The 19,116-nt window shown below is 66.0% G+C and carries 22 protein-coding genes and 1 other RNA gene; 14 read left to right on the plus strand and 9 right to left on the minus strand.

Translation table 11 applies throughout. From position 1 onward, the window contains the following. The first annotated feature begins 11 nt into the window (after positions 1 to 11). The 9 genes from E3T38_RS11905 to E3T38_RS11940 all read left to right on the plus strand — a co-directional run bounded on the left by E3T38_RS11905 (position 12) and on the right by E3T38_RS11940 (position 6,066). A complete protein-coding gene (locus E3T38_RS11905) occupies positions 12 to 1,244 on the plus strand; it encodes a CpaF family protein (protein ID WP_134548382.1) in 1,233 nt (410 codons plus the stop codon). Beyond that, on the plus strand, positions 1,241 to 2,098 hold the full coding sequence (locus E3T38_RS11910; protein WP_134548383.1) for a type II secretion system F family protein: 858 nt from the start codon (positions 1,241 to 1,243) through the stop codon (positions 2,096 to 2,098). Before E3T38_RS11905 ends, E3T38_RS11910 begins: the two co-directional genes overlap by 4 nt. Positions 2,099 to 2,111: 13 nt before the next feature. After that, positions 2,112 to 3,044 carry a type II secretion system F family protein gene (locus E3T38_RS11915; RefSeq protein ID WP_134548384.1) on the plus strand — a complete coding sequence of 311 codons (933 nt, stop codon included), beginning with the start codon at positions 2,112 to 2,114 and terminating at the stop codon, positions 3,042 to 3,044. Positions 3,045 to 3,085: 41 nt separating this feature from the next. Then, complete coding sequence (locus tag E3T38_RS16760; RefSeq protein WP_166805505.1) at positions 3,086 to 3,262, plus strand: hypothetical protein; 177 nt, start codon at positions 3,086 to 3,088, stop codon at positions 3,260 to 3,262. 9 nt (positions 3,263 to 3,271) lie between these two features. Beyond that, a complete protein-coding gene (locus tag E3T38_RS11920) occupies positions 3,272 to 3,703 on the plus strand; it encodes a TadE/TadG family type IV pilus assembly protein (protein WP_241984443.1) in 432 nt (143 codons plus the stop codon). 46 nt (positions 3,704 to 3,749) lie between these two features. Continuing rightward, complete coding sequence (locus tag E3T38_RS11925; protein ID WP_241984444.1) at positions 3,750 to 4,136, plus strand: hypothetical protein; 387 nt, start codon at positions 3,750 to 3,752, stop codon at positions 4,134 to 4,136. Continuing rightward, the gene (locus tag E3T38_RS11930) at positions 4,133 to 4,579 is read left to right on the plus strand and encodes a pilus assembly protein TadG-related protein (protein ID WP_134548385.1); all 447 of its coding nucleotides are present in this window, start codon (positions 4,133 to 4,135) and stop codon (positions 4,577 to 4,579) included. Before E3T38_RS11925 ends, E3T38_RS11930 begins: the two co-directional genes overlap by 4 nt. Positions 4,580 to 4,827: 248 nt before the next feature. Continuing rightward, positions 4,828 to 5,097, plus strand: coding sequence for a hypothetical protein (locus tag E3T38_RS11935; RefSeq protein WP_104197597.1), 270 nt, complete (start codon positions 4,828 to 4,830; stop codon positions 5,095 to 5,097). A gap of 84 nt (positions 5,098 to 5,181) precedes the next feature. Next, the gene (locus E3T38_RS11940; RefSeq protein ID WP_134548386.1) at positions 5,182 to 6,066 is read left to right on the plus strand and encodes a DMT family transporter; all 885 of its coding nucleotides are present in this window, start codon (positions 5,182 to 5,184) and stop codon (positions 6,064 to 6,066) included. Between the two features lie 138 nt (positions 6,067 to 6,204). Here the strand turns inward: E3T38_RS11940 and E3T38_RS11945 are convergent, their stop codons facing one another. From E3T38_RS11945 to E3T38_RS11955, 3 genes are all read right to left on the minus strand, one after another. Then, positions 6,205 to 6,774, minus strand: a complete 570-nt coding sequence (locus E3T38_RS11945; protein WP_166805506.1) for a pentapeptide repeat-containing protein — start codon at positions 6,772 to 6,774, stop codon at positions 6,205 to 6,207. Between the two features lie 2 nt (positions 6,775 to 6,776). Continuing rightward, positions 6,777 to 7,214, minus strand: a complete 438-nt coding sequence (locus tag E3T38_RS11950) for a nitroreductase family deazaflavin-dependent oxidoreductase (RefSeq protein WP_134548388.1) — start codon at positions 7,212 to 7,214, stop codon at positions 6,777 to 6,779. A gap of 197 nt (positions 7,215 to 7,411) precedes the next feature. Beyond that, a complete protein-coding gene (locus tag E3T38_RS11955; RefSeq protein ID WP_134548389.1) occupies positions 7,412 to 8,917 on the minus strand; it encodes an MFS transporter in 1,506 nt (501 codons plus the stop codon). A 40-nt stretch (positions 8,918 to 8,957) separates the two neighbouring features. Here E3T38_RS11955 and prfB point away from each other — a divergent pair, with 40 nt between their 5' ends. The 5 genes from prfB to ssrA all read left to right on the plus strand — a co-directional run bounded on the left by prfB (position 8,958) and on the right by ssrA (position 13,242). Next, entirely contained in the window at positions 8,958 to 10,070 is a 1,113-nt protein-coding gene (prfB, locus tag E3T38_RS11960) for a peptide chain release factor 2 (protein ID WP_134548390.1), read from the plus strand. 77 nt (positions 10,071 to 10,147) lie between these two features. Then, positions 10,148 to 11,257, plus strand: coding sequence for a cell division ATP-binding protein FtsE (ftsE, locus tag E3T38_RS11965; RefSeq protein ID WP_134548391.1), 1,110 nt, complete (start codon positions 10,148 to 10,150; stop codon positions 11,255 to 11,257). Further along, positions 11,254 to 12,168, plus strand: a complete 915-nt coding sequence (ftsX, locus tag E3T38_RS11970) for a permease-like cell division protein FtsX (RefSeq protein ID WP_104197603.1) — start codon at positions 11,254 to 11,256, stop codon at positions 12,166 to 12,168. The genes ftsE and ftsX overlap by 4 nt, the downstream gene beginning before the upstream one ends. Positions 12,169 to 12,270: 102 nt before the next feature. Then, positions 12,271 to 12,747: an SsrA-binding protein SmpB gene (gene smpB / locus E3T38_RS11975; RefSeq protein WP_092108491.1), complete on the plus strand. Its 477-nt coding sequence runs from the start codon at positions 12,271 to 12,273 to the stop codon at positions 12,745 to 12,747. Positions 12,748 to 12,867: 120 nt separating this feature from the next. Continuing rightward, positions 12,868 to 13,242: a transfer-messenger RNA gene (gene ssrA / locus E3T38_RS11980) on the plus strand. 84 nt (positions 13,243 to 13,326) lie between these two features. On the opposite strand, the gene E3T38_RS11985 is transcribed toward ssrA, so the two are convergent. Genes E3T38_RS11985 through E3T38_RS12010 form a run of 6 tightly spaced genes read right to left on the minus strand, consistent with a single transcriptional unit; the run spans position 13,327 to position 19,115 of the window. Then, positions 13,327 to 14,058: a PIG-L family deacetylase gene (locus E3T38_RS11985; RefSeq protein WP_134548392.1), complete on the minus strand. Its 732-nt coding sequence runs from the start codon at positions 14,056 to 14,058 to the stop codon at positions 13,327 to 13,329. Beyond that, a complete protein-coding gene (locus E3T38_RS11990; RefSeq protein WP_134548393.1) occupies positions 14,055 to 15,239 on the minus strand; it encodes an XdhC family protein in 1,185 nt (394 codons plus the stop codon). Before E3T38_RS11990 ends, E3T38_RS11985 begins: the two co-directional genes overlap by 4 nt. A gap of 24 nt (positions 15,240 to 15,263) precedes the next feature. Next, the gene (locus E3T38_RS11995) at positions 15,264 to 16,025 is read right to left on the minus strand and encodes an SRPBCC family protein (RefSeq protein ID WP_134548394.1); all 762 of its coding nucleotides are present in this window, start codon (positions 16,023 to 16,025) and stop codon (positions 15,264 to 15,266) included. Continuing rightward, the gene (locus tag E3T38_RS12000) at positions 16,025 to 17,305 is read right to left on the minus strand and encodes a VWA domain-containing protein (protein WP_241984445.1); all 1,281 of its coding nucleotides are present in this window, start codon (positions 17,303 to 17,305) and stop codon (positions 16,025 to 16,027) included. Before E3T38_RS12000 ends, E3T38_RS11995 begins: the two co-directional genes overlap by 1 nt. Continuing rightward, on the minus strand, positions 17,274 to 18,176 hold the full coding sequence (locus tag E3T38_RS12005) for a MoxR family ATPase (protein WP_233193412.1): 903 nt from the start codon (positions 18,174 to 18,176) through the stop codon (positions 17,274 to 17,276). The genes E3T38_RS12000 and E3T38_RS12005 overlap by 32 nt, the downstream gene beginning before the upstream one ends. 24 nt (positions 18,177 to 18,200) lie before the next feature. Continuing rightward, the gene (locus tag E3T38_RS12010) at positions 18,201 to 19,115 is read right to left on the minus strand and encodes an XdhC family protein (RefSeq protein ID WP_134548395.1); all 915 of its coding nucleotides are present in this window, start codon (positions 19,113 to 19,115) and stop codon (positions 18,201 to 18,203) included. Position 19,116: the final 1 nt, after the last annotated feature.

The following is a 19,116-nucleotide window of genomic DNA, read 5'->3' on the forward strand; positions in this document are numbered from 1 at the left end:
ATCATGCGGGGATGACCGAAGCCGTTCGTATCATCACAGACCAAGTGCGCCAGCGAGTGCGCAGCGAGGGCGTTGACCTCGCGGCCAACAACGCGTTGGTGGAGCAGTACGTGCGCGATGAACTGCGCCGCTACAGCGAGCGGGCGCTCGGCGGGCTCGCACCGATGATCGCCGATGAGCACCAAGCCACTCGCGAGGTCGTGGCCGCGCTCACCGGGTTCGGTGTGCTGCAGCCGTTTCTCGACGATCCGGAGATCGAAGAAATCTGGATCAACGGCCCGGCCCGAGTGTTCGTAGCCCGAGACGGGGTACCCGAACTGACCTCACTGTCACTCGGCGAGCGAGACGTGCGTGACCTGGTCGAGCGGATGCTGCAGGCCTCCGGTCGCCGGGTCGACCTCTCGTCGCCGTTCGTCGATGCCTCGCTGCCCGACGGTTCACGGCTGCACGTGGTGATTCCAGATATTACGCGCAAGCACTGGGCGGTGAACATTCGCAAGTTCACCCGGCGCATCCGCGATCTCAACCAGCTGGTCGGCCTTGGCGCGCTCACCCAGCAGGCAGCCGATTTTCTTCGGATCTGCGTGCTGGGCGGGCAGAATATTCTGGTCTCCGGCGCCACCCAGACCGGCAAAACCACAATGCTGAACGCCCTGCTCTCCTCGACCCGGCCGGGCGAACGCATCGTGACCGTGGAGGAGACCTTCGAACTAGACCTGTCGGCCCGCGACGTGGTCGCGATGCAGTGCCGGCAGCCGAGCCTGGAAGGAACCGGGGAGATCACCCTGCGCCGGTTGATCAAGGAGTCGCTGCGGATGCGGCCCGACCGGCTGGTGGTGGGCGAGGTGCGGGAGGCGGAAAGTCTCGACCTGCTGATTGCGCTGAATAGTGGACTGCCCGGCATGTGTTCGATTCATGCCAACAGCGCCAGGGACGCGCTCGCGAAACTCTCGACTCTGCCGTTGCTGGCCGGCCGCAATATTGACTCGTCGTTCGTGCTGCCGACCGTGGCGGGCTGCATCGACATCGTGGTGCACTGCGAGATCGATCGCCACGGCCGCAGGCGGGTCACCGAGATCATCGCCCCGAGCGGCCAGTTAGCCGGCGCAACCATCGAGGCCAGCCCTCTCTTCCTTTCTCTGCATGGCCAACTCGAGCCGACCGGTTCGCATCCCACCAAGCTCGCCAAGTTTCGCGCAGCGGGCGTCGACCCGGCGCAGGTATTGCGGCAGGGGGCCGCATGACTCTCGTACTGGGGTGCCTGCTCGGGAGCGGTCTCGTATTGGTTTTCGCACCGTTACTGTGGCCGGCCGGGTCCACGCCCCAGCGGGCCCAAGTGGGCGAGCGGATGCGGGTGCGCCTGGTTCAAAGCGGGCTGCGGTCCGTTCCGGTGCCGGCATTCCTGACGCTGTCGGTGATCGTGGGTGTGGCATCCGCTGCCCTGGTGCACGGAACCTTCGCGGTGCTCGCGCTCAGTGCTGTCGCCGGTCTGGCTGGGCTGTTACTGCCCTGGTCGATCGTGTCGTGGCGTGCGGCAGCCAGGCGCCGGGCCAATCATACGGTGTGGCCTGACGTCGTCGATCATCTGGTGTCGGCACTCCGTTCCGGGCTGGCGTTGCCAGACAGCGTGAGCAGCCTCGCCCAGGCCGGTCCGGTTGCGACCCGCATCGCCTTCGCCCAATTCGAGCGTGAATATCGCGCCACCGGCAATTTCAGCTACTGCGTTGACGAGCTCAAACGTTCCCTCGCCGACCCGGTTGCCGACCGTATTCTCGAGACGCTGCGGATGGCTCGCGAAGTCGGTGGCAGCGACCTCACGGTCGTATTGCGCAGCCTCTCCGCCTGGCTGCGCCAGGATGCCGCGGTGCGGCTCGAGGTGGAAGCCCGCCAGTCGTGGGTCGTGAACGCCGCCCGTCTGGGCGTTGCGGCACCGTGGATCATTCTTATTCTGCTCGCCTCCCGCCCCGAAGCGGCCATTGCCTACAACTCGCCGGCCGGAATCGTCGTGATCGCGAGCGGCCTCGCCCTATCGGTCATCGCGTATCGAGTGATGATCGCTCTCGGTCGACTTCCGGAGGAACGCCGATGGTTCTCGTAGTCGGTGGGTGCCGATGAGCGCCGCACTCGGCTGGGCCGTGTTGTGTGGAACGGGTCTCGGTGTGGGGTTGTGGTCGCTCGTGAGCTTGACGCCGCGGCTGACCAGGCCCCGCCTGATCGACCGCGTGGTGCCCTACATTCTTGATATTTCTCCGGAAGCGCGCCGCATCGTCGCCCGGCGAACGGTGAACCCGATTCCCGTGCTGGGAAGCCTGTTCGCACCGCTGTTCGGCGCGCTGTCACGGGGGTTGTCGAGTCTTCTCGGCGGCAGCGAGTCCGTCGCGCGCCGACTGCACCAATCCGGGTCGGTGAAGACGGTCGAGGAGTTTCGTTCCGTGCAACTCGTCTGGGCCTTGCTGGCGTTCGCTGTCGGAACCGTGATCACCATCGTTGTGCTGCCCGAGCTGCTATTGGCCGCTCGTCTCTCGCTGCCGTTCGTGGCAGCAATCGGCGGAGTCGTGTTGCGGGACTGGCTGCTCCACCGGGCCGCCACCGCACGACTGGCTCGTATGCTCAGCGAACTGCCGACCATTCTTGAATTTCTCACCCTGTCGCTATCGGCTGGAGAAGGCATTCTGGATTCGATTCGACGGGTGTCGCTCACGAGCACTGGGGAACTGTCTCGCGAATTCGCGGGCGTGGTCGCCGACGTTCATACCGGGATCCCCATCGGTTCGGCATTGCAGTCGCTCTCGCGCAGTATCCAGTTGCCGGAGGTGACCCGGTTTGTCGACCAGGTCACCGGCGCGCTGGACCGTGGGTCGCCGCTGGCCGAGGTGTTGCGGGCGCAGGCGCAGGATTCCCGCGACCAGACCAAGCGCACGCTGCTCGAGCTGGCAGGCAAGAAAGAAGTTGCGATGCTCGTGCCGCTGGTCTTTCTGATTCTTCCGATGACTGTTCTGTTCGCTGTTTTTCCCGGACTCGTCGTGCTGCAGGCCGGGTTCTGACGCTCCACTGCACCATCCACCCCCCGAGAAAAGAGAATGCCATGACCCGAATCACGCTCCGCTTCAACAGCCTGCTCCGCGATGAAACAGGAGACGTGCCCGGCTGGGTGCTGATCACCCTGATGACCGCCGGCCTGGTTTTGATCATCTGGGGGCTGGCCGGCCCGGCTCTCAGCGGAGTGTTCCAGCAGGCCATGGATCGCGTGAGCAGCTTCTGACCGGTCGAGATGCTCAAATTCGGTGAGCGGATGCGACGCCTCGCCTCGCTGCGCCGCACCACGTTGCGAGATGAGGCGGGTTCTGCCGTGGCCGAATTCGTCATGGTGGTGTCATTGCTGACCTTTCTCACGCTCATGGTCATGCAGCTGGCCCTCGCGCTGCACATTCGCAACACAGTGCTCGACGCCGCGGCTGAAGGCGCCCGCTACGCCGCGCTCGCCGACAGCAGTCTGCCTGCGGGCGCCCAACGCACCCGCGATCTGATTACGACAGCTATTGGAGCGACCTATGCCACCGATGTCGTGGTGCAGTACAAAGTGAGTGCCGGATATCCCACTGTCGAAGTTCGGGTGGTCGCACCGCTGCCCCTCATGGGACTGCTCGGTGTCCCGCATGGATTGGAAGTGGTTGCTCATGCTGCGGTCGAATCGTTGCGGTAGGGGGTCGGAGGCGGGTTCGGCTTCGCTCGAATTCATCACGGCGGGCATGATCCTGCTGGTGCCCCTGGTCTATCTGGTGCTTGCGCTGTCCGCCTTGCAGGGAGGGGCGCTCGCCGTCGAGGGAGCAGCCCGGCAGGCGGCCCGAGTGTATGTGCAGGCCCCCGACGAGGTCACCGCCACCGAACGGGCCCGTCGAGCCGTTGCCTTCGCGCTCGAGGATCACGGGCTCGACCCGGGCGACGCCGAAGTGCAGATCGAGTGCGCTGGGGGAACGAGCCGCTGCTTGACCAGCCAAGGTCTCGTGACGGTCACCGTGCGAATCGGCATTGCGCTGCCGTTGGTGCCCGACATGATCGCACTGAACCAGAGCGCGAGGGTGCCAATGACCGCGGCGTCGACGCAGATGGTGTCCCGATTTGGCGGACTCGGATGACCAGGCACCGGTCGCCCACGTCGAACGAAGATGGATCGACCCTGTTGCTCACTATTTTCTATGGCTTTCTGGCCCTGAGCCTCGTGCTCGTGGCTCTGTCGGCGACGTCGCTTTACCTCGAGCACAAGCGGCTGCTCAGCCTCGCTGACGGTGCAGCGCTGGCCGGGTCTGAGGCGTTCACCCTCGACACGGTGCAGGTGGGTGTGGTCGGGCCGCGGCCGCAGCTAAGGTCGGACGACGTGTCGGCTGCGGTCGGTGAGTATCTGCGCCTCGTTCCGCACGACTCATTCGAGGCGCTCACCGTGATGAGCGCGGCATCCGCTGATGGGCAGAGCGCGTCGGTGACGCTGCGCTCCTGGTGGCGTCCACCCGTGCTGACCCTCGTGGTGCCAGACGGGGTGCCACTAATGGTGACGGTGGTATCCCGGGCGGTGTTTCATTAACGGGGGGCGCACACAGTGGCACTGGTAATTTCAGGATAGAAGCGTACGCTGCACAGATACGTTGTCGACATGGCAGCCTCCTACCTTGTCGGAGGTTTCAGGTTTTGTACCGCAGTCGACACCGTGCCAGCCCCGGTCCCCGGTTGGTAGTGCCGGCGATCTTGAGTCGTCGTTCAACCGGGTTGGTCGCCGCCGGTTGACGTGGCCCAACCCGGCGGCTGTGCAACACCGAGATCGGCTGTGAAATCATGGATGCATTACTGGACGAACACGTCGTGGACGAGCTCGACTTCGATGCACTCCTCCCCTGCGAGGGCGTGCACCACGATCGCGGACTCAGTGGTCACGAACCGGCCGAATCGGGGGGCTACATGGTGATTTCACCGTGCTGTGGCCCCAAGGTGATCCAGTGTGCGTCGCGGGTCGACGCCATGCGCGTATCCGGCGTGCTCTATTGCGGGTCGTGCCGGCACGAGCACCTCACCAGCGAATACCAGTTCATTCCGTTGCAGGTATAGCCGGCGGTTCGCGCCCCTATTTTCCGAGCGGATGCCGCGAGCGGTACGGTCGGTAGGTGCCCTGAAGGCGCCGACAGGAGCAGCGTGCGTACCAGGCGGGACAAACTGAGCGGTGCGGGAGCTCAGCTCGCCACCGAGGTCAGCATCAACTTCGGCTCAGCAGTGGCCGGACTCCTCATTCCCGTCGTCGGTTCGCCCATCGTGGTCGCGGCCCGCCAGATCGTCATGGTCGTCGTCGTACTGCCGCTCGCCCGGCCCAAGTTGAAAAACCTGACCTGGGCCCGAATCTGGCCGGCGCTGGCCCTCGGCGTCGTGCTCGCCGTCATGAATCTCACCTTCTACCAGGCCGTGAGTATTCTCGGACTCGGCATCGCAGCGACGATTGAATTCCTGGGACCCTTCGCCTTGGCTTTGATCACGAGCCGGCGCATCCTGGACTTCGTGTGCGCTGCGGCCGCAGCCGGGGGAGTCTTCCTGCTGACCTGGTCGGATGGCACGCTCGACCTGCTTGGAATTGCGCTGGCGCTCACCGCAGCGGCCTCGTGGTTCTTCTACATCCTGCTCACCCGTCGGGTGGCGACCGAATTCGCGGGACTGGAAGGCATTTCAGTTGCGAGCATGGTCAGCCTGGTGATCGTGGTACCGATCGCACTGTTCACCCTCGATCTGTCGGCCTTCACCTGGGGCGTCGTCGGACTGCTCCTGCTCGTGGGCGTGGTCTCCTCGGCCTTTCCGTATACGCTCGACACCTACATTTTGCGGCGGATCAGCCCGCGCCTGTACGCGATCATCACAAGCTTCGGCCCGGTGATCGCTGCAGGTTTTGGCGCGCTCGTGCTGGGCGAGACCTTCACACTGCTGCAGCAGATCGCCATCGTCGTCGTCTGCGTGGCGGCCGGCGCGGCAATTGCGACCCAGCGCGATCGGCCAATGTACGACCTGGAGCTGACCGCGACCGCCATTCCCTAGGGCTGATAAATCTGCGGAGCCAGACCGTGGCATCCACTCATCGAACGGCGCTACTCGACACGCAGGCCGGGGTAAGCGGCCAACAGCGGCGCCAGCAGGCTCAGTTAAGCGTCGTCGATCGTCGCTCCGCGCAGTCCCTCAAGGCCCGTGCACGGCCGAGAAATCACTCGAGCGCAGGTCGACATCTGTGAGCTGAGCGCCACCGATCTCGAAAGTGCCGATACGGCAGTTCTGCAACTCGAGTCGCTGCACGGTGGCGCTGCCGAGGTCGAGCTCCTCGATGATGCAGCTACTGAGGAGCACGTCGGTCAGGGTGGCGTTGCGCAGGTTCACGAAATCGAGCTTCGAGCCGTCGATGTGCACGGAACGCATCGTCGCCTCGTAGGTTTCGACCGAGCCGAGCAGGGCGTGCTCGATGCGTACGTCACGCCAGCTGGAGCGCGGCGCGCTGAACACCGGCGTATGCAGGTCGGTCGCGATGCACTCCGAAAAGGATGCCCCGCGCAATGCGGTTTCGTGCAGGGACGCCCGGCTGAATTCGCACTCTTCGAAGGTGATGCCGTTGAGGTCGCGGCCATCCAAGTCAATACCGGTATACCGCTCGGCTTCACGGGCGTCGCCGGAACGCAACAGCACACCATCGTCGTCAACAAAGTCAGGCAGGATGATGCGGTCGATCACCGCCTTGCGGGTGGTTGTTTTCGCCACTTTTATTGGATGGGTTCGAGCACGAAGACGGGAATCTCGCGATCGGTCTTGATTTGGTAGTCGGCGTAGTCGGGGAATGCCGCCACGGCGCGCCCCCACCAGGTGGCTTTTTCGTCGCCGGTGACCTCGCGGGCGCGCATGTCCCACTTCTGGGTGCCGTCCTGCAGCTCGACCTCGGGGTGCGCAACGACATTCGCGTACCAGACCGGATTCTTGGGACTGCCGCCGAGCGAGGCGACGGCAGCATACTGGCCGTCGTGCTCGACCCGCATAAGCGGGGCCTTGCGCAGCTTGCCACTCTTCACGCCGAGGGTGGTCAGCACGATGACGGGCATGCCGCGCAGGGTCGTGCCCTCGGTACCGCCGGACTTCTCATATAGGTCTACCTGATCGCGCACCCACTGGGCGGTGCTTGGCTCGTATTCTCCGATGAGGGGCATGCGTGGGCCAACGCCCGAGCTTCCAAGATCATTCCAAGGAGAGTCGGCGCATAACTCCTGCAATTTGGGACCCGCCAGAAGCGGATGCCCGCAAACTCGCGGCAAAATTTTCGGCCGCGAAGAAATTGCAGGAGTTACGCACGGGGAAAGAAGGGGAAGACGGGGAGAGGGGGAAGACGGGAGCGTACCCGGGATGACTAGAGCAGGCTGCGGGGGCGGTGGGGAGCGAAGCGGGGAATGTAGCGGCTGAGCAGCACGGCGCCGAACAGGCCGAAGACCCCGACGATGCCGCTCGCGATCGACAGCGAAGCGAGCGCGGTGATGCCGGCCAGGCCGAGTGGCGCGGCGGCGCTGCCAAAGTCGGCGGTGAATCGCCAGGCTCCGAGAAACGGTGCCGGATACCGCTGCGGCGCGAGGTCAGCGCCGAGCGTCATGAGCAGGCCGCTGCCGATGCCGTTGGCCAGGGAGAGAAACATCGCGATGCCGATGAACCAGCCGACGTTGCTCGGCAGATCGTGCGTGAAGGCGAGTGCGACATGGCCGACGCCGAGGCCGATCATCGAGGGTACCGCGCTCCAGATGCGACCGAAGCGGTCCATGATCTGGCCGCTCGCGTAGAACAATACGAAGTCAATGCCGCCGGCGATACCGATGATGAGCGCCGTGTCGGGCGCACTGATGCCGATGCTGACCGCCCAGAGGGGCAGCATGACGGTTCGGCTGGCGCGCATCGCGCCCACGAGGGCGGCGCCGGTGCCGAGCCGCACGAGCACTCCCCGGTGGGCTCGGATGGTCTGAAAGAGGCCCCGTGCGGCGAGTGCTGCGGCATCCGTTTCGGCGGCCCCGGGCGGTGTGACGTCGGCCCGTGACGCGGATGCTGGCCCTTCCGGTACAGCCTGTTCCGGTGCACCGCGCTCGGGCACGGCCTGGTCCGGTACAGCGCGTTCCGGCACTGCCTGTTCCGGCACTGCCTGTTCCGGCACAGGGGGTTCCGGTATAGCCTGATCCGGCACTGCCTGTTCCGGTGCAGCGCGCTCGGGCACGGCCTGGTCCGGTACAGCGCGTTCCGGTGCAGCGCGTTCCGGTGCAGCGCGCTCCGGCACCGCGCGTTCCGACGCGTCGAGGTCACGGGTGGGGTCCGGGAGAATCACCAGCATCGCGACGGCGAGCACGCAGCAGACGATGAAAACCCAGAACGCGGCCTGGGTGCTGCCGGTGAGGTGGATCAGCGCGGCGGACAGGAACGGTCCCACGAACCAGCCGGCCCGAAACACGCCGCCGAGCGTCGACAGCGCACGGGCCCGGTAGACGAGGGGCACATAACTGGTCATGAAGGCGTGCCGGGCCAGGGCGAACACGGCCGTCGCGATGCCGATCAAAAAGATTCCCAGGCCGAGTACGAGCGGGTTGGGTGCTGTGAGGCAGATGATCACCGCGCCGATAGTGATGACGGAGGCCCAGATCATCGAGTTGCGTTCGCCGATGCGGGAGACGACCCAGCCGCTGGGAATGTCGCCGACCAGTTCGCCGAGCATGACCATGGCGGCGATCACCCCGGCGATGGCGAGCGTGGCGCCCAGGTCATTGGCGACCAGCGGAATGAGCGGAATGATCGCGCCCTCACCCACCGAGAACAGCAGAGTGGGTAAGAACGCCGTCAGGGCGATGGATCGCAGGTTGAGGGGGCGCTGGGCATTGCTCATCAGAACCGATGCTACGCCAGCCCGGTAGGCTGGGCGGAACATGATTGACTTGGATTTCTCAGTACAAATCGCCGCGCTGCGGACCACGTTTGGCGACATCCGTTCGGTGATCGACATTGATCGACTGCGCGCGGACATCGACGACCTCAGCGGTGAGGCCGGAATGCCCGATTTATGGGACGACACCGAGCACGCGCAGAAGGTGACGAGCGACCTCAGCCACCGGCAGGCGCAGCTGGCGCGCATCGAGAGCATCACGACGCGACTCGATGATCTCGAGACTCTCGTGGAGATGGCCAACGACGGCCAGGGCGACCAGGAACTGGCTGATGAAGCCACCGTCGAACTCGCCAGCCTGCAGAAACTGCTCGGTGATCTCGAGGTGCAGACCCTGCTCAACGGCGAATTCGATGAACGTAACGCCGTCATCACCATTCGCGCGGGTGCTGGAGGAGTGGACGCCGCCGACTTCGCCGAGATGCTGCTGCGCATGTACCTGCGCTACGCCGAACAGCACGACTTTCGCACCACCGTGCTCGACATCAGCTACGCCGAAGAGGCCGGCATCAAGAGCGCCACCTTCGAGGTCGACGCCGCCTACGCCTTTGGCACGCTCAGCGTCGAGGCCGGCACACACCGCCTGGTGCGCATGAGCCCGTTCAACTCGGCCGGCAAACGCCAGACCTCCTTCGCCGCGGTCGAGGTCGTGCCGCTGATCGAACAAACCGAGTCGATCGACGTGCCCGACGGCGACATCCGCGTCGACGTCTTCCGTTCCAGTGGCCCCGGCGGCCAGTCCGTCAACACCACCGACTCCGCCGTGCGCATCACCCACCTGCCCACTGGCACGGTGGTGAGCTGCCAGAACGAGAAAAGCCAGATTCAGAACCGCGCGGCCGCCATGCGCGTATTGCAGTCGCGACTGTTGGTGCTCGAGCGCGAGAAAGAAGCGGCCACCAAGAAAGAACTGGCCGGCAACATCACGGCCAGCTGGGGTGACCAGATGCGCAGCTACGTGCTCGCGCCCTACCAAATGGTCAAGGACCTGCGCACCGAGTATGAGGTGAACAACCCGGGCAACGTCTTCGACGGTGACCTGGACGGATTCATTTCGGCCGGCATCCGCTGGCGCAAGAAGGCTCCTGAAGACTAAACGGATGCTGAGGCTTCGCCGCTGGCGGGTATGTCGCTGTTGGGAAAACGCCCGCGGATGCCTAGGCTCTAAGAGCTATGATCCGTTTTGATCACATAACCAAGAAGTACCCCGGCACCACTCGGCCGGCACTGAACTCGATCGACGTCGAGATTTTGCGAGGCGAATTCGTCTTTCTGGTCGGCGCCTCCGGATCGGGCAAATCGAGCTGCCTGCGGCTCGTGCTCAAGGAGGAAAAGCCGACCAGCGGCAGCATCCACGTGCTCGGCCAGGACTTGCGGTCGATCTCGAACCGCAAGGTGCCTTACTTTCGCCGCAACATGGGTGTGGTTTTTCAGGACTTTCGTCTGCTGCCGAACAAGACCGTCTTCGACAACGTCGCCTTCAGCCTGCAGGTCATCGGCAAGAGCCGCGGTTTCATTCAGGAAGCCGTGCCCGATACGCTCAAGATGGTCGGCCTGGCCGAAAAATCCCAGCGCCTCCCGCACGAACTTTCCGGTGGTGAGCAGCAGCGAGTGGCTATCGCCCGCGCCATCGTGAACAAGCCGCAGATTCTGCTGGCCGATGAGCCCACCGGAAACCTCGACCCCACCACGAGTGCCGAGATCATGTCGTTGCTCGCGAGCATCAATGCCAGTGGCACCACCGTCATCATGGCCACCCACGAAGCTGGCATCGTCGACCAGATGCAGCGCCGAGTGATCGAGCTCGTGCACGGTGAGATCGTGCGTGACGAGCGCCAGGGCGGCTACGCCACCGCCTCCATTCCCACCATCGTGCAGGCGTCAACGGCGGATGCCCCCACCAGCGAGCCGGCGCCCGTCGCCTACGCCCGGCCCGCCGCTGCGCCGGAACCCTCGTTGACGCATCCTTCTGCGCCGGTTCCCGAAACCTCCGTGTCGTTGCACCAGGCCGCGGCGGCGGCTGTTGCCGCAGCGTCGGCCGTGGCGCCAGCGCCGATCGCTGCACCTCCCGTCCAAGCCCCAACTGTCGATGCTCCTGCTGTCGATGCCCCCGCTGTCGACGGCGTCCTCGCTACACCGGTGCCGCCGATGACACGCCCGGTGCTGCCGGTCGCCCAAAACGATGACCCGGAGCAACTCACTCTCGCCGAGAAACTCGGGCTGCGGGCGCCGGGGGAGAAACCCGATCAAACGGGCGAACAGAACGTGGGGCCGACCCGATGAGGCTCGGTCTGGTGCTGTCCGAGGCCGCGAATGGTCTTCGGCGCAATGCGTCCATGGTCGTCTCCGTCGTGCTCGTGACCTTCATCTCGCTCACCTTCGTCGGCGCGGCCATTCTCATGCAGATGCAGATCGGCCAGATGAAGAACTTCTGGTACGACAAGGCGCAGGTCGGCATCTACATGTGCTCCGATATTTCGCCGGGTGAAACCTGCACCGGCGGCGACGCGTCACCGGAGCAGATCGCCGCCGTCGAAGCCCAGCTGACCTCACCGACCCTGACGTCCTTCATCGACAATTATTACTTCGAGACGCACGAGCAGGCCTTCGAGAACTTCAAGAAGCAGTTCGCCGGCAACCCGGTCGCCGACTATGTCACGGCCGACCAGCTCAACCAGACGTTCTGGGTGAACCTGAAAGACCCGTCCCAGTCCGCGGTGCTGGTGGAGAGCCTGTCGGGGGTCGCCGGCGTTGAGAATGTCGCTGACCAGCGCAAATACCTCGACCAGATCTTCTCCGTGCTCAATGTGGCGAGCTACACGGCCATCGGCATCGCCGGGTTGATGCTGATTGCGGCGGCGCTTCTGATCGCCACCACCATCCGTTTGTCGGCGTTCTCCAGGCGACGGGAACTGGGCATCATGCGATTGGTGGGCGCGAGCAACCGGTTCATCCAGACGCCGTTCATTCTGGAAGGCGTCTTCGCGGCGCTGCTCGGCTCGCTGCTGGCCGGCGGCGCGATCGTTGCGCTCGTGTACTTCTTCGTGCAGGGCTACCTCGGCGCGAGGCTCACCGGATTCGCCCTGATCGGCATGGACGATGCCCTCGTTGTGGTGCCCATTTTGCTCGTGGTCGGTGCGGTGCTCGCCGCGTTCTCCGCCAACTTCGCCATCACTCGCTACCTCAAGGTCTAACCCATAAGCGGATGCCGGGCACGGCAGGGTTCCGCTAGACTGGTGGGCTGTCTGCCGAACGGCCGACGGCATCCGCTTGAAGAAAAGAATCGAGGTGAACACATGCCCAGGGAACGTGGAGAGAAGGTCGTGGCGACCAACCGCAAGGCCCGACATGACTACCTCATCAGTGACACCTACGAGGCCGGGATGGTCTTGAGCGGCACCGAGGTCAAGTCGCTCCGCGCCGGTCGGGCGACCCTGGTCGACGGCTATGCCTTCATCGAGGGCGGCGAGGCCTGGCTTGATGCGGTGCATATTCCGGAATACTCCGGTGGATCGTGGACCAACCACCCCCCGCGTCGCAAGCGCAAACTCCTGCTGCATAAGAAGGAGATCGTGAAGATCAGCCACAAGACCAAAGAGGGCGGCTACACGCTCATTCCGCTGCGCATCTATTTTGCGGACGGTCGGGCGAAGGTCGAAATTGCGGTGGCCAAGGGCAAAAAAGAGTACGACAAGCGCCAGACGTTGCGGGAACGCACCGACAAGCGCGAATCGGATCGCGCGATGTCGGCGCAGCGCCACCTCGGCGATTAGCCAGCTTCTGTAGTAGTATGGGAGGCTGCACCGAAGCGTGCAGATTGGTAATTCAACAGCGTGTGACACGAACCCATCGCCGGCCACGGTGTTGATTAAGACACCGGGCGCGATGCGTATGGGGATGATCGGTTTCGACATTGTTTGCGCAATTGTGAGAAGCGGGTCGAGGATGCAGGGTTATCTCGTAAACGATCTCTGCAAAACAATAAGTGCCAAATCAAACCGCACTGACTTCGCTCTCGCTGCCTAAGCGAAAGCACTAAAGAAGTCCGCCAGACCGGGAATGCTCTCTACCCGGATCCTGACGCCATTTAGAGAGCTTGCTTCTACATTGAGCCACGGGGCGTAGAGGGACTTAAACGAAGGCTGGGCCTGTCGGAGTAGATGCCAGTGGCAAATTCCGGGGCCGAGAAAGCGACTTCACTGGATACACCCGTAGAAGGCATATGACCACAGCAGTGGACCGGGGTTCAATTCCCCGCATCTCCACCATCGGTTCTGTCACACGCTGTTGAGTTTTTTCTCACACCTGGCCGCCCCACTGGGCGGCTAGTTGTGGTTAACCGGATGCGGCTGTCAGCGCAGGCGCAGGCCGATCGCGGTGCGGATGGCGTCGCGCTGGCCGCCGGAGTGCACGATGTCGTCTCCGTGAACAGTGAGCTGGCTGGCATGAAAGCGCAGGGCAGCCACGAGATTGGCGTGCTCGGCGTCGAGGTCGAACCACTCGGCATCCGCTGCGGGGGCATCGAGAATCTCGGCGTAGCGGACCGCGAGGCTGCGGCTGGCGGCGAGGGCGGCGTCGTGGACGCGCACGTGGTCGGGATGACCGTAGCCGCCGGTCGCGTCGTAGCTGATGACGAGGCTCGGTCGCACGTATTGCAGCACGGCCACGAGGTCGTTGATGACCTCGGCGAGCGGCGCACGAGCGAGCGCATCCGCTTCGGAATCTGCGGCTGGACCGGCCAGGCCGGGGCGGATCCACTCCATGCCGGAGTCCCGGTAGCGGCGCGCGGGCAGCCCGGGCGCGCGGGCCGGTATTTCACCGAGCCAGAAGCCCTCGTCGACGCCGAGGGCGCGGGCGGCGCGCTCGAGTTCCCGCTCGCGCTCCTTAGCCAGGGCGGGGGTTCCGGCGAGCACTGAGAGCGGTCCAGCGACGACCTCTCCGCGCTCACCGCGCGTTGCAGTGACCAGGCTGACTCGGATGTTGCGGCTCGCGAGATGGGCGATGAGACTGCCCGTGCTGATGGTCTCGTCGTCGGGGTGCGCGTGCACGAACAGCACGGAGGTGACGGAGTCGAGCAGGCTCATGCCTCGATCAACTTCTGGCCGCCGGGGGCTGATTGATCGGCCGGCGGGTCGGGGTCGACGAGGTCGTCGTGGTGGATGGAATCGATGAGGGTATGCAGCGGCTTCCCGCTGCCGCCCCACTGCAGCGAGATGATCTCGGCGGCGATCGAGACCGCGGTCTCCTCGGGGGTGCGCGAGCCGAGGTCGAGGCCGATCGGGCTGCGCAGCCGGGCCAGCTCGGCATCGGTCACCCCCACCGCGCGCAGGCGCTCCAGGCGGTCAGCATGGGTACGCCGCGACCCCATCGCGCCGATGTAGGCCACCGGTGGGCCGTGCAGGGCCGCTTCGAGCAAGGGAACGTCGAATTTGGGGTCGTGGGTCAGTACGCAGATCACCGTGCGGGGATCGATGAATCCACCGGCGATCTGTTCGCGCAGGTAGCGGTCGGGCCAGCTCACCACGACCTCGTCGACGCCGGGAAACCGGGCGGCCGTCGCGAACACGCCGCGAGCATCGCAGACCGTGACCCGGTAACCGAGAAAAGTGCCGAGCCGGGCCAGGGCGGTGGCGAAGTCGATCGCCCCGAAGACCAGCAAGCGCGGCCGGGGTGCATAGCTTGCGAAGAACACACGCAGGCCCTCGCCCCGCCTTTCGCCGTCTGGACCGTAGGTCAGGGTGGTGTTGCGACCGGCGGCGAGCAGACCCTGGGTGTCGTCACCGATGGCGTGGTTGGCGCGGTCAGAGCCCAGGTCGCCCGCAAATCCGTGCGGCCGCACCACGAGGTGGCGGCCGATCCAGCCGGCATCCGGATGTTCGATCACGGTGGCCACGCCTACCGGGCGCCCGGCAGCCATGTCGTTGTGCACGCCATCGAGCAAGGCAAAGGTGGCGCGGGAGACGGGTTCGATGAAGACGTCGAGGATGCCTCCGCACGTGAGCCCCACGGCGAAGGCGTCGTCGTCGCTGATGCCGTAGCGCACGAGCACCGGCACGCCGTCCTTGGCCACCTGGGTGGCCAGTTCATAGACGGCTCCCTCGACGCAGCCGCCCGAGACCGATCCGGCCACGGTACCGTCGGCGCTGACCAGCATCGAGGCGCCGGGCGGGCGCGGCGCGGACTGGAAGGTTCGCACGACCGTGGCGAGGCCCGCGGTGGCACCGCTCTGCCAGCCGGTGAGGAGGGTATCCAAAACCTCGCGCATGTCGGTATCCCTTCGGTCGGTGAGTCAGTGGCCGGACGCGCGCCGACCAATTCGGTATGCGATAAACGCTACCGTGGCCAGCAGGCCCACGAGTTTCACCGGGTCACTGAGCTGGTCGGTGATGACGCCCCTGACCAGGCTCATCGCGTCGAGGCTCGGCGCGGCGGTAGGTACAGACCGGTGCGGCGCGGTCTGAAGCTCGCCGGAGGGCGCGACGCGCGGCGGGACCGGGCTCGCCGACGGGGTCGCCCGCTCGGGGGCATCCGCTGCAACGTTGGGGAGCCTGTCGGCAGCCGGGTCGTCGACGTTCTTGCCAAGACCAGACACAGCATCGGGGCCACCATCTGTGATCAAATCTTGCAGGTTGCCGGCGAACAGGGTCATCATCTGCTCGGTGACGCTGCTGATGACGCCCTTGCCCATGGCAGCCGCCTTACCCGACAGCGACAGATCGGCGCTGACCGTGCCCCGGGTGACGCCGTCGGTTTCGACCAGTACGAGCGTGACCGTGGCCTGGGCGGTACCCTGACCGCGGGTCTCCTGCGCCTTGCCGGAGAAGACAGCGCGGAGGCCCTCGGCGTCGCGTTCGTCGACGTTCATCTGGCCGCGGTACTGCATGGTCACCGGGCCGAGCTTGACCTTCATGCCGACCTGGTAATTGTCGTCGGAGAGCTTGTTCAGAATCTGCGCGCCCGGCACACAGCCGGCGACGCGTTCGAAGTCCATCAGGGTGTTCCACACCGTGTCGACGGGGGCGATGACGGTGAAGGTACTGTCGAGTTGCATCAGGGTGTCCTCTGCTGGATGGTTACGGATGGTCGAGCGGATGCCGACGGGTCGCCGCGAATGGCGGCCGCCACCTCGACGAGGGCCGCGTAGTTGTGCCCGCTGACAAACGCGTCGCAGTAGGGCAGGGCGGCGGCCATACCGCCGACGAGCGGCCGGAAGTCGGCGGCGGCTTTGCGCGGATTCACCCAGACAATGCGATGCGCGAGCCGGCGCAGTCGTGCCATCTGGGCGTCGACGTCGGCCGGGTCGTCCTGTGCCCATCCGTCGGAGAACAGCACGACCACCGCGCCGCGAGCCAGGCCGCGCCGCCCGAAGTCGTCGATGAACCGGCGGATACTGGCCGCCAGCCGGGTGCCGCCGGCCCAGTCGGTCACGGTGGCGGACGCCTGCGCGAGCGCCTGGTCCGGGTCGCGTACGGCCAGCTGGCGGGTCAGCCGGGTGAGACGCGTTGAGAACACGAACGCTTCGGCCCGGGCGCCGGACGCCGCACCCTGCAGCAGCGACAGGAAGACCCTCGTGTACGGTTCCATCGAGCCCGACACGTCGCAGAGCAGCACCAGCCGGCGCGGCTTCGGGCGGCGGCGGGCGTAGTGCAGGGTGATCGGGTCGCCGCCGGTGCCCTGCGCGGCCCGCACGGTGCGGGCCACATCGAGCCGGTCGCGGCTGTGCGGCGACGGATGGGTCCGGCGGCTCAGCCGCGTCGGCGTCGACAGTACGATGCGGGCGACGAGCCGGCGCAGGCGGGCCAGTTCCTCGGGGTCGAGGTCGGCGAACGCGATCTCGTGCAAGTGCTCGTCGTTGGCGGCCATGGCAAGGATCGCGTCGCGCTCGGGACCGTCGCCGTCGCCCGAGTCGTCGAAACCGGGCAACGGAGCCGGCGGGCGAGCTTCTGGCTGCAATTGGGGGGCAGTGACCGGGCGGTTGGTTGGCGGGGCAGCTTTCGTGCGCATCTCGGAGCCGATCGCCGGGGGAGCGTTCGGGTCACCGCGTGCTTCGGCCGGGTCGAGCCGGCCGTCGAACACGGCGCTGAACACCGCGTCGAAGCGGGCAAGATGCTGGTGCCGGGAGACGAACACGATCCGGCACGCCCAGTACAGGGCGGCCCGGTCGGTCGGCGGGACCAGCCGCAGCGCCTCGGCCAGTCGGGCCGCGCGGTCCGGCGATACCGGCAGACCGGCCCGGTGCAGGGCCGTGCTGAAGCCGGCGGCGAGGGCGGCCGCTTCGATCGGTCGATAAAGACCGCGGTCATCCATGCGCGGCCTCCGCCACCCAGCCACCGCCGCGGGCAGCAGCGAGATCCAGGTCGTCCCGGTTCTTGAGCACGGAGCCCCAGGTCTGCTCGACCGCGTGGCCGCTGATCTGCGCGATGCCGAGCACTCCGAGGGCGCTGACCCAGTCGATGGCCTCGGCGATACCCGGCGGCTTCACGAGGTCGAGCGATCGCAACCGGGTGATCGCCGCCGCGGCCTCGGTCGCGAGTGCCTGCGAGCTGCTCGGCACCCGGCGGCGCACGATCTGCGCGATCCGCTCCGGTTCCGGGTAGTCGATCCAGTGATACAGGCAGCGCCGGGTGAGGGCGTCGTGCAGGTCGCGGGTGCGATTGCTCGTCAGAATCACGATCGGCGGATGCTCCGCCGTGACGGTTCCGAGCTCGGGAATGGTGACCGCCGCCTCGGCCAGCAGCTCAAAGGTGAAGGCTTCGAATTCGGCGTCGGCCCGGTCGATCTCGTCGAGCAACAGAACGGCCGGACGCGGGCCGGCGTGTTCGATGGCCCGCAACAGCGGGCGACGCAGCAGATAGTCGCGCCCGAACAGCTCCGTTTCGGCCAGTTCCACCCCACGCGCTTCGGCCAGGCGAATGCCGAGCAGTTGCCGCGGATAGTTCCACTCGTAGAGTGCCTCTCCAGCGCTGATTCCCTCGTAGCACTGCAATCGAAACAGTTCGGTATCGAGCAGCCGTGCGAGCGCCTTGGCGATCTCGGTCTTGCCCACCCCGGGTTCACCCTCGAGCAGGAGCGGCTGCTGCATGCGCACGGCTAGGAATACGGCGGTCGCGAGGCCCTCATCGGCGAGGTAGTCCTCGGCATCGAGGGCACGCTGCAGCGCGCCGACGGACGGCACCAACTCGGGCACGGTCACCATCACCATCGCCGGCACCGGGCAACCGGGCCCCTAGCGCGCGGTTGCATACTGCTCCGGATGTCCGACAAACGCCGTGCGGCAGCCCGCCGCGCAGAAGTACACGGTCGTGCCGTTGTGCTGCACCTGCAGCGACGTGGGCAGCGCGGCCACCGTCATGCCGCAGACGGGGTCGATCGCGATCGCGTCCACTGCCGTCGCCGTCTCAACCACCTCCGCGGCTTGCGGTTGCCCGTGCCCGGCCCGGTCCTGCACCAGCTGCGCGAAAATCGACACCGCGATCTCCCCGGGGGTGCGCGCCCCGAGGTCGAGGCCCGCTGGGCTGAACACACACGCGCGCTGCTCGGGCGACACGTCAAGCGAGGCGAGCACGGCAGCGCCGCGCTTGGGGCTCGCCACGAGCGCCACATAGGGCACTCCGGCGGCGAGGGCGGCGAGCAGGGCGGGCTCCTCATCCCGGCCGTGCGAGGCGACGATCAGGGCGGCGTCGCCGACCTGCGGGGCGGCGGAGGCGCCATCCGTTTGGATGAGGTCGAAGCCGACGAGCGGTGCCAGGGCGGCGAGAGCCTCGGCATCGGGCGTCGAGCCGACGATGATCATTCGGGGCAGCGGAAGGTGCGGCTCAAGAAAGATCTCGATCGCCCCGCCACTCACACAGGGGTTGGAGACCTCGACCGCGCCGTCTCGCACGGTGCTCGACGGCACGCCGGCGACGACCTTGAGCAGCAGCGGCTGCCGGCTCGCGAGTACCTGCAGGCTGTACAGGCGAACGGATGCCTCCACGCACGTTCCTCCGACAAAACCCTCGATCTCGCCGGTCGCACGAACGAGCGCCGTGTCTCCGGCGTGCGCGCTCGTCGGGCGCTGGGCGCGCACGACGGTCGCGTGCACGAACGCTTCGCGGCGCTCGATGAGCTCTTGCGCGCGGGTCGGGTGGGCAACGGGCATG

The sequence above is a fragment of the Cryobacterium sp. Hb1 genome, assembly GCF_004403585.1.
Taxonomy (GTDB): Bacteria; Actinomycetota; Actinomycetes; order Actinomycetales; family Microbacteriaceae; genus Cryobacterium; species Cryobacterium lyxosi.

Bases quoted from the DNA above. Each gene is read 5' to 3' on its own strand.
- E3T38_RS11905 (WP_134548382.1), top strand. From the start codon at position 12: ATGACCGAAGCCGTTCGTATCATCACAGACCAAGTGCGCCAGCGAGTG.
- E3T38_RS11910 (WP_134548383.1), top strand. From the start codon at position 1,241: ATGACTCTCGTACTGGGGTGCCTGCTCGGGAGCGGTCTCGTATTGGTT.
- E3T38_RS11915 (WP_134548384.1), top strand. From the start codon at position 2,112: ATGAGCGCCGCACTCGGCTGGGCCGTGTTGTGTGGAACGGGTCTCGGT.
- E3T38_RS16760 (WP_166805505.1), top strand. From the start codon at position 3,086: ATGACCCGAATCACGCTCCGCTTCAACAGCCTGCTCCGCGATGAAACA.
- E3T38_RS11920 (WP_241984443.1), top strand. From the start codon at position 3,272: ATGCTCAAATTCGGTGAGCGGATGCGACGCCTCGCCTCGCTGCGCCGC.
- E3T38_RS11925 (WP_241984444.1), top strand. From the start codon at position 3,750: ATGATCCTGCTGGTGCCCCTGGTCTATCTGGTGCTTGCGCTGTCCGCC.
- E3T38_RS11930 (WP_134548385.1), top strand. From the start codon at position 4,133: ATGACCAGGCACCGGTCGCCCACGTCGAACGAAGATGGATCGACCCTG.
- E3T38_RS11935 (WP_104197597.1), top strand. From the start codon at position 4,828: ATGGATGCATTACTGGACGAACACGTCGTGGACGAGCTCGACTTCGAT.
- E3T38_RS11950 (WP_134548388.1), bottom strand. From the start codon at position 7,214: ATGCCCCTCATCGGAGAATACGAGCCAAGCACCGCCCAGTGGGTGCGC.
- E3T38_RS11955 (WP_134548389.1), bottom strand. From the start codon at position 8,917: ATGAGCAATGCCCAGCGCCCCCTCAACCTGCGATCCATCGCCCTGACG.
- prfB (WP_134548390.1), top strand. From the start codon at position 8,958: ATGATTGACTTGGATTTCTCAGTACAAATCGCCGCGCTGCGGACCACG.
- ftsE (WP_134548391.1), top strand. From the start codon at position 10,148: ATGATCCGTTTTGATCACATAACCAAGAAGTACCCCGGCACCACTCGG.
- ftsX (WP_104197603.1), top strand. From the start codon at position 11,254: ATGAGGCTCGGTCTGGTGCTGTCCGAGGCCGCGAATGGTCTTCGGCGC.
- smpB (WP_092108491.1), top strand. From the start codon at position 12,271: ATGCCCAGGGAACGTGGAGAGAAGGTCGTGGCGACCAACCGCAAGGCC.
- E3T38_RS11985 (WP_134548392.1), bottom strand. From the start codon at position 14,058: ATGAGCCTGCTCGACTCCGTCACCTCCGTGCTGTTCGTGCACGCGCAC.
- E3T38_RS11990 (WP_134548393.1), bottom strand. From the start codon at position 15,239: ATGCGCGAGGTTTTGGATACCCTCCTCACCGGCTGGCAGAGCGGTGCC.
- E3T38_RS11995 (WP_134548394.1), bottom strand. From the start codon at position 16,025: ATGCAACTCGACAGTACCTTCACCGTCATCGCCCCCGTCGACACGGTG.
- E3T38_RS12005 (WP_233193412.1), bottom strand. From the start codon at position 18,176: ATGGTGATGGTGACCGTGCCCGAGTTGGTGCCGTCCGTCGGCGCGCTG.
- E3T38_RS12010 (WP_134548395.1), bottom strand. From the start codon at position 19,115: ATGCCCGTTGCCCACCCGACCCGCGCGCAAGAGCTCATCGAGCGCCGC.